Below are 12,089 nucleotides of genomic sequence, written 5' to 3'. Positions count from 1 at the left end.
GCTGACCAGGCGAAATGGCATTGTCCTTTCCTTAATGCCGTTTTGACTGCTAGGGTCGTCGCCCGTTGATCTTGTTTCCGGGGGCACGGGGACGACATGGACGAGCAGATCAGCCGCGCACGCCAGAGGCTGGCCGAGCTGCGCGCGGCTCCGCCCGCGCCGGAACCGGACGCGCGGCCCGCCGAGCCGGCGGTGGCGGTCTCCGAGGACGAGCGCATCCGCGTCACCGCCGCCGGCCGCCGGCTGACCGGCGTCGACCTCGACCCCCGGCTGCTGCGGCTCGACGCCGACGACCTCGCCGGCGACCTCACCGCCGTGATCAACCAGGCGCTCGACCGGGCACGTCCCGCCCCGCCGGCCCCGCAGGACGTCCCGCCCGTCGACCTGGCCGCGGTCCGCGCCAAGCTCGACGCCGTGCTGGCCGAAGGCCAGGCCGGCATGCGGCAGATGACCGGCGCGATCGGCGACGCCGTCGCCCAGATCAACGAGCGCGCCGTGATGCGCGGCAGCTTCGAACCGCCCGACTTCGACACCCTGTTCGCCCGCACCCGCGCCGCGCTCGCCGCCGCCGGCACCGCCAACGGCGCGGCCGAGGGCGAGGCGTGGGCGGTGGACGACCGGCTGTACGCCAAGGCGTCGTCGTCCGGCCGCGTCGTCCGGCTCGTCTGGGAGTACGGGCTGAGCGCCGCCGACATCGCCGACGGGTCCCGCGCCGCCGTCAACGACGCCCTCGCCCGCGCCGAGACCGAAGCGCGCCGGTCCGCGGCCCCGTCCGCGGAGTTCACCGAGAACGTCCGCGCCGCCCAGGACGCCGGCCTGCGGGAACTCGGCCGGTACGTCACGTCCCTGCAGTCCCTGATGAGCGACATCCAGCCGAGGTGAAGGAGCCCGCATGGCGCCGGAACTGAAGGTCGACCACGAGCAGATGCTGAAGAGCGGACGCGACATCGGCGACGCCGCGACCGGCCTCCGCTCCCACTGGCAGCAGTTCCAGGGCGAGCTGTCCTCCTACGGGGAGCCCTGGGGCAGCGACGACATCGGCTCGATCATCGGCGGCTGCTACCAGGCCGTCCTCGAGGTCTTCCAGGACTGCCTGGACGACAACATCGAGGGCGTCGCGGAGCACGGCGAGGGCGTCCAGGCGATGGCCGCCGGCTACCGCGAGGCCGAGGACACCTCCGCCGTCGAGGTCAACCGCGTCAACGACTTCCTCTGATGGGCCTGCAACTCCCCGGCGAGCTGCGCTCGCTGCTGTCGATGCTGGGCTACAGCTGGCCCGAGGCGGACGAGACCAAGCTCATGGAGATGGGCGGCGCCTGGCTCCGCTTCGCCGGCACGCTCGGCCAGCCCGTCGCCGACGCCCACGGCCACGCCCAGCAGGTCTGGACGACCCACGAGGCCGACGGCGTCCAGGCGTTCCGCGACTCCTGGACGCAGGGCGACGCCCCGCACGCCAACCTCGAGGATGCCCGTACCGCCGCCCAGATCATCGGCGCGGGCCTGCTGGTCTGCGGCGGCATCGTGCTCGGCCTGAAGATCAACACGATCGTCCAGCTGGCGCTGCTGGCCGCCGAGATCGCCCAGGCCATCGCCACCGCCCCGGAGACCTTCGGCGCCTCCCTCGCCGAGATCCCCATCTTCAAGGAGATCACCGGCGCCATCATCGACCAGCTCATCAACCTCGCCCTGGACGCGATCCTCAATGGCTGATGGCATGGCGCGACGGATCGAGCTCCGACCACGCGAATGCGCCCCGATCCCCGGCGGCGGGTGTCCGCGCAGCGGCGGCCGGACCGCAGGACGGCCGCGGGTCACCGCGATCACCTTGGCCGTCCTGGTCCTGATCTTCACCGCGTTTCCCTTACGGCGGGGCGGTACGGCGAAAGCCGGCCTCGGCATCTTCGAAGATGCGGTGCGATGGATGCGTAAAAGGGTGCAGCGGAGCCGTGGTCACCATCACGTCTTTCTGGGCGAAGTCAGGAAGGTCGACGGCGCCTGGCGCCCAAGCGGCTACCACCATCGATTCATGGGCGTCGACCAAAAGGGACGCCGGGTGGTGGACATCGATGGCACCGGACCCGCGGGCACCTACCGCGGTAGGGTGGAGATGCAGGGCCCGGACGGACAGTGGTACCGCAAGACGGCGCGGAGTTCGTTCTTTCCGGATAACTGGACGCCGCGTAAAGTCGGCGAGGCGATCGATGAGGCGTTCGCCAACTCCAGTCCCGTTACGGCGAGCTGGCGGAACGGAAGGTACACGCGCTGGCGCGGCACGGGACACGGGATAACGATCGAAGGATCGTACAAGAAGAGCACGCCGAACAAATGGGACTCCGGCTGGCCTGTGATCTGACGTTGACGGGCCGTGGGTGATGGGACGGGAATCGTATGCGGGGCAGGGTCGAGTTCTTCCGGGACCGTCTGGGTGCCCCGGATGGCCGGCCGTCGGACGAATCGTATTCCTCCATCGCGTCGCTCCTGGTGAGCGACGTGGGGAACTCGACACGGTGGTGCCTGGATCTGCTTTGCATGCTCGAGGACGTCCGGAGCGGGCGTTCCGGCGAGGACGAGTGGCTCGGGAATTCCTGGGCCGGCCGGATCACGCGCGGCGGATTCGAGTTGACGGATCTGTTCGACGACGAATGGACGGCCCGCTATTCCCTGGACGAGGCGCATGGCGTGACCATCGACTATTTCGCGTTCCTGGTCCCCGACGGTGCGGCCGTTCGGTCGGAGATCGCCCGATGGGAATCCGCCGCGGGGCGCGAACATCCCTGCCGTGACCACCTGTGACGGCGGGAGACTCCCGATTCCGAGCGGTGTGAAGGCTGCTCTTCGGCCTGGGGAGGGCGCATCGGTGATCACGTTCGTGGACGGTCCGCACAGTGCGCCGGAATACGCCTTCACCGACGAGTCCGAGACGGCGCTCGGGGCGTTCCTGGTCGGCGACGTCCAGACCGGCGGCGACTGGCTGCTCGACATGCTGGCCTGGACCGAGGACGTGCGCGCCGGCCGCAGCCTGGAAGAGGACTGGTCGGGCAACGCCTGGGTCGCCGAGGTGCGGCCGGACGGGCTGCACCTCTTCGACACCCTCTCCGACGACTGGGAAGGCCACTACGCGTTGGCCGACGCGATCGAGGTGATGCTGCGCTACTGGGCCTTCCTCGCCGACCACTCCAGCGCAGGCTGGAAGCAACGCGAACTCACCAAATGGCAACAGAAGCACTCCCGCCCCCACCCCCTCCACCCCGCCCTCTGATGATTACCTTCTCGCTGGACGAGCACTACCGGTTGCCACTGTTCGAGGTCGAGGACGAGCGGCACCGGCCCCTCGCAGCGTGGATCACCACCGACATCTCGATCTACAAGAGGACCTGCCTGGACGCGCTGGCGGTGGTCGCCGACCTCGTCGCCGGACGGCCGCCCTTCGAGGAGTGGAGCAGCGAGAACTACGAGGTCGAGTTCGGGAACCGGGGGCTGCGCTTCCAGAACCTCTGGGTCCCCGACGAGCGCGGCGCGTACACGTTGCCCGAGGTGAAGGAGGCCGTGGAGGAGTACTGGAGGTTCCTCGCTTCCATCCCGGACGACCCGGACCTCATCCGCGAGTACCGCCCGGACCTCCCGGAGAGGCAGGCCGCCCTGCTGAGGTGGGAGGAGACATGGAAGCGCCGCCACCCGTACCGCGGCACCCTCTTCTGAATGCGTGATCGGGTGGTGGCGGGAGGTTCGGAGACCTAAATGTGATCATCGGGCTTTCCGGACGCGCCAACCGGTTGTGGATCTTGGGCGTCTCCTGATCGTTTCCTGAACGTCAGCGGAGAGGCCCTTCCTTGCGCCGTACGTCGTTCCTCCTGGTCGCCACCGCCCTCGCGGCCTCGGCCCTCCTCGTCCCCGCCACCGCCCGCGCGGACGTGACGGATGCCAAGCTCACCGTCGCCTTCGACCGTCTGGCCGAGGACCGCGTCGCCAAGATCTCTTTGAACGTGAAGTCGGCGAGCGGGGTGACGGGCGTGCAGGCGCATGCGCGTTATGAATCGTCCACCGCCGAGCCCTACGCGACAGTGGACCTGAGGCGGACCCAGGGAACGGACGGCGACGGCGTCTGGGAGGGTGAGATCCGGCCGGACATCACCGCCCGAGCCGGGACCACCGTCGTCGACACGGTCATCACGACGGCGGACGGGGCGACCACGGTCAGGCGGGCCTGGATCGACGACTGCTACGTCACGTCGATCGAGGGGCTCGGCGCCGCGCCGGCGGTCGTGGACGTCGAGCATCCGGACGTGACGCTGACCGGGCGGCTCATGGTGCAGAAGAGCCACGACCGGGCTCCGGAGCCGGTCCAGGGCATGACGATCAACGCGAATTCCGCGCGGACGGCGACAGGGCCGGACGGCTCCTTCGTCCTGCGAACGCAGGGAGGCGGCCATGTCTACGCGTACGCGCAGGGGCCGTACTGCGCGCTCAGCGAGGACTCGCCGGTCACCGTCCAGCAGCAGACGACCGAGATCAGCGCGCGGGTGACGCCCGGGTGGACGGTCGCCCCGGGCACGCAGGTGTCGGTGGAGGGGAAGGTCGTCCGGCACGGCTCGGCGGGTCTCGCGCCCGCGGCCGGTGTCACCGTCGCCCTCGACCTGTCGAGCGGCCTGGCGGACCGGTCCCCCCTGCAGGTGAAGACGGACGCGGACGGGACCTTCCACGCCTACTTCACGGCCGCGCGGGACGTCGGGCTGTCCGGCACAGTGGCGGTGGAGGCGCGGGGCGGGGAGTTCCTCGCCGGGAGCAAGGCGTCACTGGGAACGCTCAACATCCGCAACACGTCCACGATCGACGACTTCGTCCTACGTGGGGCGCCCATCGCCTACGGCGAGGCGATCGTGGCCGACGGGACGCTGGTGCTCCGGCCGAACTACACGGACGAGACGGATCTGCCGATGTACCTGGAGTACTCCCGGGACGGCAAGACCGGCTGGACGATCTGGGCACGGCAGACGCTGCCCCGCCCGATGAGCTTCTACTTCAACACCACCAAGCCCGTGACACAGGACGGGTACTGGCGTTTCCGGTACCCGGGCGGGCCGCGCAACACGGCCGCGGTCAGCCCGGTCAAGTACGTCGACGTGAAGTACCGGACGCAGATCTACGACTTCAACGCCTCCCCTGAGCCGGTGAAGAAGGGGAAGACCATCACGGTCAAGGGTCTGCTGGACCGCTTCATGGACAAGGCGGTCCCCGGGCCGAACGCACCGGTCTCGATCTACTTCAAGCCCTCGGGCTCGTCGAAGTGGACGCAGGTGGCGGTCGTGAAGACGGCGTCCAACGGCTGGTTCAGCAAGAACTTCACGGCGGCCAAGGACGGCACCTGGATGGCCTCTTACAACGGCGGCGCGAACTACTTCGCGTCCAACAAGCCCAGCGACTACGTGGACGTCCGATGAGCCGCCGCCGAAAGGCCGTCAAGGCATCCCTCGCGGCCGCCGCCCTAGGCGCGGCGACGCTCCTGGCTCCGACCGCCGCCCATGCCGAGATCCATGACGCCCAGCTGACGTCGGCCTTCGATCGGTTGTCGCACGACCGGGTGGCGGTCTTCACGCTCAAGGCGAAGTCGTCGGACGGGATCGTCGACGTCCAGGGCACCGTGCGGAATCCGGCCGATGCCGCGCCCTATGCGGCGCTCTCGTTCACGCTCGTCGACGGAACGAACAAGGACGGCACCTGGCAGGCCACGCTCCAGACGGACGTGGAGCACCATCCGGGCGCGAACGTCGCCCAGGCGACCGTCCGGTCCGCCGATGGCTCGACGCTGACCCCGGCCGCCGGGTTCGTCGACTGCTATCTGACGTCCGTCACCGACGTCGAGTACGCGCCGAAGACCATCGACATCGAGCACCCGGACGTGACCTACCAGGGGCGCGTCATGGTGCAGAAGTACCGCGACGAACCGCTCGAACCCGCTGAGGGGGCGACGGTGAAGGCGGGGAACGGCAGTGCCGTCACCGGGGCGGACGGGGGGTTCGCCTTCACCGCCACGAATCCGTCGATGTCGGTGGCGGTCGCACGGCAGGGGGCCTTGTGCGGCAACTCGGCGTCGGCCCCGCTGACGGTCGTGAAGCAGGCGACCGAGACGACGGCGCAGGTGGTGTCGGTACGTCCCACGCGCGAGGGGGCCGACATCACCGTCCACGGCACGGTGATGCGGCGCGGCTCCGCCGGGCTCATGCCCGTCAGCGGGCTTTCGCTCACGGTCGACTACCGGCAGAACGGCGCGGCCGCGGCCGCCGCGCCGGCGGCGGGCGGCGACTGGTGGCCGACGACGGGGGCCGACGGGACGTTCGACGCCTCGTTCTCGGTGACCGGCTCGGGCCGGTTGTCGATCGAGACGCCCGGGACGTTCTACCTGACCGGCGGGTCCGTCGATCTCGGGACGGTGGACCTGTCCAGGACCGCGCAGATCTCGGGCCTCACCTACGCGCCGCGGCCGCTCGCGTACCGCGGCTCGTTGAAGGTGACCGGAAACCTCATCGGCGACTGGGGTGCGATCGCCGACGCGCCGGTGTCCCTCGAGTTCTCCACCGATGGCAAGACGTGGACACGTGCCGCGTACAACACGACGACCGCGTCCGGCGGCTTCGTCTTCTTCGCCGCCGACGACCGCACGAAGAAGGACGGTTATTGGAGGGTCCGGTACGCGGGCGACGCGCTGTACAAGCCGCTCGTCACCGCTCCCACCTTCATCGACGTGCGGTACGGGACGTCCATTGGCGGGTTCAACGCTTCGCCCGAGCCGGTGAAGAAGGGGAAGACCCTCACGGTCAAGGGGCAGTTGTTCCGGTACATGGACAAGAAGCTCGCCGGGCCGAACGCGCCGGTGTCGATCTACTTCCAGGCCAAGGGGTCGTCGAAGTGGACGCAGGTGGCCGTGGTGAAGACGGCGTCCAGCGGCTGGTTCAGCAAGACGTTCAAGGCGTCCAAGGACGGCACGTGGATGGCCGCCTACAACGGCAGCGCGAACTACCTCGCCTCCAACAAGCCCACCGACTACGTGGACGTGAAATGAATCTCCATGGGAAAGCCGTCAAGGTGTCCTTGGCGGCCATCGCTCTCGCGGCGTCCGCGCTCGTTCCGTCCGCCGCGCACGCGGACGCGACCGACCTCACGGCGACCACCACCTTCGACCCGCTGGATCCCGCCCGGGTCGCCACGTTCGAGGTCACCGCGAAGTCGGCGAGCGGCGTCACCGACGTCCACGCGAACGTGCGGTACGGCTCCAGCACGGCCGAGCCCTATGCCACGATCCCGTTCACGCAGACGGCGGGAACGGACAACGACGGCGTCTGGCATGCCGAGTTCCATCCCGACATCCAGGCCCGACCCGGGGCGGACTACGTCGAGGTGCTGGTCACCACGGCGGACGGGGCCACGAAGAAGCGGACCACCGGGTTCTGGGACTGCTACACGACGACGATCCAGGGCTTCACCAGCGCGCCCGCCGTCATCGACGCCGACCACCCGGACGTGACGCTGCGCGGCCGGGTCATGCTCCAGAAGAGCCGCGACGTCGAGCCGGAGCCGGCGCCCGGCGCGAGGGTCGTCGGTGCGGGGCCCGACGTGACGACGGGCTCGGACGGCTCGTTCGTCCAGCAGGCCACCGGTGAGGCGGCTCCGCGGAGCGAGGTGCCCCGGCAGGGGGCGCTCTGCCCGGTGACCGTGAAGGCGGACACGACCGTCCGCAAGCAGGCGACGGTGACCACCGGGCAGATCGTTTCGATCAACCCCTACGCCGACCGCGCCGACGTCGTCGTCCGGGGAAAGGTGGTCCGCCAGGGTGCCGCCGGGGCCGTTCCCGTGCCCGGCCAGACGGTGTCGGCGGCCCTCGACGCCGGGACGCCGAGCGCCGCCTTCCTGACCAGTGGCGCGACGGCCGCCGACGGGACGTTCGAGCTGCGGTTCACGGCGCTGCGCTCCGGCGCGCTGAGCGTCGGGACGAGCGACACGGCCTTCCTGACCGGCGGGTCCGCCGACCTCGGGAGGCTGGACGTCCGGCGCACGACCCGGTTCGACGATCTCCGGATCACGCCTCAGGTCGTCGGTTACGACGCTCTGCTGTACGCCTACGGCTACCTGCGCGACTACTCCAGCGTCAGCCTCGCGGACAGGCCGGTGCTGCTGGAGTTCTCGACCGACAAGAAGACGTGGCGGCAGGCGTCCACGGCCAGGACCGGGGACAACGGGGCGATCTACCTCTCCGACGCGTCCTTGAAGAAGGACGGATACTGGCGGGTCCGTTTCGCCGGCGGCCCGAACTACGCGCCGGTCGTCAGCGCTCCCCAGTACGTCGACGTTCGCTACCGGACCTGGATCTACAGCTTCAACGCTTCTCCTGAGCCGGTGAAGAAGGGGAAGACCATCACGGTCAAGGGGCAGTTGTTCCGGTACATGGACAAGGAGCTGCCGGGGCCGAACGCGCCGGTGTCGATCTACTTCCAGGCCAAGGGGTCGTCGAAGTGGACGCAGATGGCGACGGTGAAGACGGCGTCCAACGGCTGGTTCAGCAAGACGTTCAAGGCCACCCAGGACGGCACGTGGAGGGCCGCTTACAACGGCAGCGCCGCCTACCTCGCCTCCAACAAGCCCACCGACTACGTGGACGTGCAATGAGAGGCGCGTGACGAGGTCGAGGCGGTCTCGCCCCTCGGGCGCAGAGCGGGTGTCGGGCCTGCCGGTTACGGGGGCGTAGGTTGGCGTACGCTGCCGTCGTGGCTGACTTCGATCTTTACGAGCGCGAGCTGTGGGCCGGGCGGGCCCCCGCCTACGAGCGGGGATTCGCCCGGATGACCCGGTACATGGTCGGGCCCCTGCTGGACGCGGCGGGCGTCGCGGCGGGGACCCGCGTGCTCGAGGTCGGGACGGGCCCGGGCTTCGTGGCGGCGGAGGCGGTGCGGCGCGGCGCGGAGGTGTCCGCCCTGGACGCCGACCCCGGGATGGCGGAGGCGGCGCGGCGGAACGTTCCGGGGCTGGACGTGCGGGTGGCGGTGCTGCCCGAGGTGCCGTTCCCGGACGGGACGTTCGACGCGGTCGTCGGCAACTTCGTCATCAACCACGTCGGCGCGCCGGACGCGGCGCTGACCGAGCTGCGGCGGGTGCTGCGGCCGGAGGGGCGGCTCGCGCTGAGCTGCTGGGTGATGCCGGGCGTCGGCGCGCTCGCGGTGGTCCGGGACGCGATGGACGCGGCGGGGGTGCCGTGGCCGGACGACATCCCGCCGTCGCCGTTCATGGAGTACGGCGAGGCGATGGCGTTCCGGCGGCTGGTGGCGGAGGCGGGCTTCGCGGACGTGGCGGTCGAGGAGGTGACCTGGGAGCACGTCGTCGACCCGGAGGAGTGGTGGGAGACGGGCGCGCTGTCCCGGGTCGGCAGCAACGGCGTCGCGGTGAGCCGGCAGGACGCGGCGACGGTCGCGCGGATCAAGGCGGAGTACGACCGGCTCGTCGCCGGGTACGCCGTGCCGGACGGCGCGGACGGTGCGTCCGGCGGGCAGGTGGCGCTGCCCGCGCACGCGCTGCTGGCGAGCGCCCGCCACTGACCGGCGCGCGCGGCCCGCTGCGCTGACCGGCGCGTGGGCCAGCAGTGCCGAGCGCAGCGCGGTGGGCGGTGGCGATCGGACCGTGATACTCGCGCGCGCCGGAGGGCCCGGGGCCGGTAGCCTCGGGTCTGTGATTGACCTGCGAGCTCTTCGAGAGGATCCCGAGCGGCTGCGCGCCTCGCAGCGCGCCCGCGGTGAGGATGACGCCGTCGTCGACCGGCTGCTGGACCTGGACGGGAGGCGGCGCTCCGCGCTGACCTCGTTCGAGCAGCTGCGCGCCGAGCAGAAGAGTTTCGGCAAGTCGGTGTCGCGGGCGCAGGGCGACGAGCGGCAGGCGCTGCTGGCCCGCGCGAAGGAGCTGGCGCAGCAGGTCAAGGACCGGGAGGCGGAGGCCGACCGGCTCGGCGAGGAGCTGGACGCGGCGCTGAAGGGCGTGCCGAACCTGATCGAGGAGGGCGCCCCGCCCGGCGGCGAGCAGGACTTCGTCGTCCTGGAGCACGTCGGCGAGCCGGCCGCGTTCGACTTCGAGCCGAAGGACCACCTGGAGCTGGGCGAGAGCCTCGGCGCGATCGACATGGAGCGCGGCGCGAAGGTGTCGGGCGCGCGGTTCTACTACCTGACCGGGGTGGGGGCGCGGCTGCAGTACGCGCTGCTGAACCTGGCGATGGAGCAGGCGGTCGCGGCCGGGTTCGTGCCGATGTACCCGCCGGTGCTGGTGAAGCCGGAGGCGATGGAGGGCACCGGGTTCCTCGGCGCGCACGCCGCCGAGGTGTACCAGCTCCCGCAGGACGAGCTGTACCTGGTCGGGACGTCGGAGGTGCCGCTCGCCGCGTACCACATGAACGAGATCATCGACGAGCTGCCGCGGCGGTACGTGGCGTGGTCGTCGTGCTTCCGCCGCGAGGCCGGCTCCTACGGCAAGGACACGCGCGGCATCATCCGGGTCCACCAGTTCGACAAGGTGGAGATGTTCTCCTACTGCGATCCGGCGGACGCGCACGCCGAGCATCTGCGGCTGCTGGAGTGGGAGAAGGAGATGCTCGCGAAGGTCGAGATCCCGTACCGGGTGATCGACGTCGCGGCGGGCGACCTCGGGGCGAGCGCGGCGCGCAAGTACGACTGCGAGGCGTGGGTGCCGACGCAGAACACCTACCGGGAGGTGACGTCGACGTCGAACTGCACCGAGTTCCAGGCGCGGCGCCTGTCGGTGCGGCACAAGGACGCCGACGGCAGGAACCAGCCTGTCGCGACGTTGAACGGGACGCTCGCGACGACGCGGTGGATGGTCGCGATCCTGGAGAACCACCAGCAGGCGGACGGTTCGGTGCGCGTCCCGGAGGCGCTGCAGAAGTTCCTGGGCCTGGAGGTCCTGGAGCCCGTCAAGCGCTGATCCCGCGTGTGGGAGGGCCCGTCCGAGCACCGGACGGGCCCTTTCCGCTACTTCAGGAGCTGCTTGCGCAGCGCGGCCTGCGTCGCGGCGTCGATGCCGAGGCCCTTGGCGACGAACGCGCCGAACGTCCCGTAGTCCCGCTTGATCTGGTCGAACGCGGTGTCCAGGTAGGAGGCGCGGACGGTCAGGAACGGCTCGACGAGCGCCGGGTCGATGCCGAGCTTCTGCAGCTCGGCGAGCTCGGCGGCGTTCTGGTCGGCGAGCTCCTGGTTGGAGCGCAGGTAGTCGCTGTACACCTGGTCCTTGGGGACGCCGAGGATCGTGAGCAGGATCGCGGTCATGACGCCGGTGCGGTCCTTGCCCTCGGTGCAGTGGTAGAGGACGGGGCCCTTGCCGGACGCGATGCGGGTGAGCGCGGCGGCGAACTGCTTGCGGGAGTCGGGGTCGTGGACGAACCCGCGGTACGACAGCGCCATGAACTCGCCGGGCTTGTCCTGCGCGAGGATCGCCTTGAGCAGGTCGGGGACCATCGTCAGGAGGGTCGGCGAGAACGCGTTGATGTTCGCGGCGACGGGCGTGACGCCGGCGGGCAGCTTGTCGGCGCCCGACATGCCGACCTCGAGCTGCGAGCGGAAGTCGATGGACGCCGTCAGCCCGAGCCGCTGGAGCTGCGCGACGCCGGTCGCGGTGACCTTGCTGAGCGACGCGGACCGGTAGACGAGGCCGTAGCGGACATGCCTGCCGTCCTTCGACGCGTAGCCGCCGATGTCGCGGACGTTGACGGCGCCGTCCACCGCGACGTCGCGGACGGCGGAGGCGGTTCGGGCGGCGGCCGCGGGCGCGGCGGACGCCGGGGCCGGGAGGGTGAACGGGGCCAGCGCGACGGCGCCCGCGAGCGCGGCCGACACCAGGCGGGGGGTTCGGGGGGTCATCTGCTGCCTTCCGCACGCGGGGGGAGAGGAACGTGAAGAAGTTTCGGGTGGATCCACACCCTAGGTCCGCGACGGACGGGACGGAAGGGGCATGGCGGGAACAGGCCGCGAACACCGCCCGAACGCCGTGGCCGCCCGGACCGCCGCGCGTGGCCCCGGACACGGGGCGGATGGGAGCAACCGGGC

13 protein-coding genes are annotated in these 12,089 nt (G+C 70.5%); 12 read left to right on the top strand and 1 reads right to left on the bottom strand.

The window, feature by feature from the left end:
• The first annotated feature begins 96 nt into the window (after positions 1-96).
• The 12 genes from AB0C78_RS05585 to serS all read left to right on the top strand — a co-directional run bounded on the left by AB0C78_RS05585 (position 97) and on the right by serS (position 10,971).
• Positions 97-882 (top strand): hypothetical protein, encoded by a 786-nt coding sequence (locus AB0C78_RS05585; RefSeq protein ID WP_360742101.1) that lies wholly within the window; start codon positions 97-99, stop codon positions 880-882.
• A 10-nt stretch (positions 883-892) separates the two neighbouring features.
• Complete coding sequence (locus AB0C78_RS05580; protein WP_151544826.1) at positions 893-1,216, top strand: hypothetical protein; 324 nt, start codon at positions 893-895, stop codon at positions 1,214-1,216.
• Complete coding sequence (locus tag AB0C78_RS05575; RefSeq protein ID WP_360742098.1) at positions 1,216-1,710, top strand: hypothetical protein; 495 nt, start codon at positions 1,216-1,218, stop codon at positions 1,708-1,710. The genes AB0C78_RS05580 and AB0C78_RS05575 overlap by 1 nt, the downstream gene beginning before the upstream one ends.
• 4 nt (positions 1,711-1,714) lie before the next feature.
• On the top strand, positions 1,715-2,353 hold the full coding sequence (locus AB0C78_RS05570; protein WP_360742095.1) for an EndoU domain-containing protein: 639 nt from the start codon (positions 1,715-1,717) through the stop codon (positions 2,351-2,353).
• A 176-nt stretch (positions 2,354-2,529) separates the two neighbouring features.
• Positions 2,530-2,793, top strand: coding sequence for a hypothetical protein (locus tag AB0C78_RS05565; protein ID WP_151544823.1), 264 nt, complete (start codon positions 2,530-2,532; stop codon positions 2,791-2,793).
• Between the two features lie 64 nt (positions 2,794-2,857).
• The gene (locus AB0C78_RS05560; protein WP_360742091.1) at positions 2,858-3,259 is read left to right on the top strand and encodes a hypothetical protein; all 402 of its coding nucleotides are present in this window, start codon (positions 2,858-2,860) and stop codon (positions 3,257-3,259) included.
• Entirely contained in the window at positions 3,259-3,699 is a 441-nt protein-coding gene (locus tag AB0C78_RS05555) for a hypothetical protein (RefSeq protein WP_360742088.1), read from the top strand. Before AB0C78_RS05560 ends, AB0C78_RS05555 begins: the two co-directional genes overlap by 1 nt.
• A 131-nt stretch (positions 3,700-3,830) precedes the next feature.
• On the top strand, positions 3,831-5,438 hold the full coding sequence (locus AB0C78_RS05550) for a hypothetical protein (protein WP_360742085.1): 1,608 nt from the start codon (positions 3,831-3,833) through the stop codon (positions 5,436-5,438).
• The gene (locus AB0C78_RS05545) at positions 5,435-7,057 is read left to right on the top strand and encodes a hypothetical protein (RefSeq protein WP_360742082.1); all 1,623 of its coding nucleotides are present in this window, start codon (positions 5,435-5,437) and stop codon (positions 7,055-7,057) included. The genes AB0C78_RS05550 and AB0C78_RS05545 overlap by 4 nt, the downstream gene beginning before the upstream one ends.
• A gap of 29 nt (positions 7,058-7,086) precedes the next feature.
• Entirely contained in the window at positions 7,087-8,658 is a 1,572-nt protein-coding gene (locus tag AB0C78_RS05540) for a hypothetical protein (protein ID WP_360742079.1), read from the top strand.
• 98 nt (positions 8,659-8,756) lie between these two features.
• Positions 8,757-9,581, top strand: coding sequence for a methyltransferase domain-containing protein (locus AB0C78_RS05535; RefSeq protein WP_360742076.1), 825 nt, complete (start codon positions 8,757-8,759; stop codon positions 9,579-9,581).
• A gap of 130 nt (positions 9,582-9,711) precedes the next feature.
• Entirely contained in the window at positions 9,712-10,971 is a 1,260-nt protein-coding gene (gene serS, locus AB0C78_RS05530; protein ID WP_360742073.1) for a serine--tRNA ligase, read from the top strand.
• A gap of 47 nt (positions 10,972-11,018) precedes the next feature.
• Here the strand turns inward: serS and AB0C78_RS05525 are convergent, their stop codons facing one another.
• Entirely contained in the window at positions 11,019-11,903 is an 885-nt protein-coding gene (locus AB0C78_RS05525; protein ID WP_360742070.1) for a tyrosine-protein phosphatase, read from the bottom strand.
• Positions 11,904-12,089 lie beyond the last annotated feature (186 nt).

This window comes from Actinomadura sp. NPDC048394 (assembly GCF_040651755.1).
Lineage (GTDB): Bacteria > Actinomycetota > Actinomycetes > Streptosporangiales > Streptosporangiaceae > Spirillospora > Spirillospora montaniterrae.
This window is presented reverse-complemented; position numbering and strand designations above follow the sequence as displayed.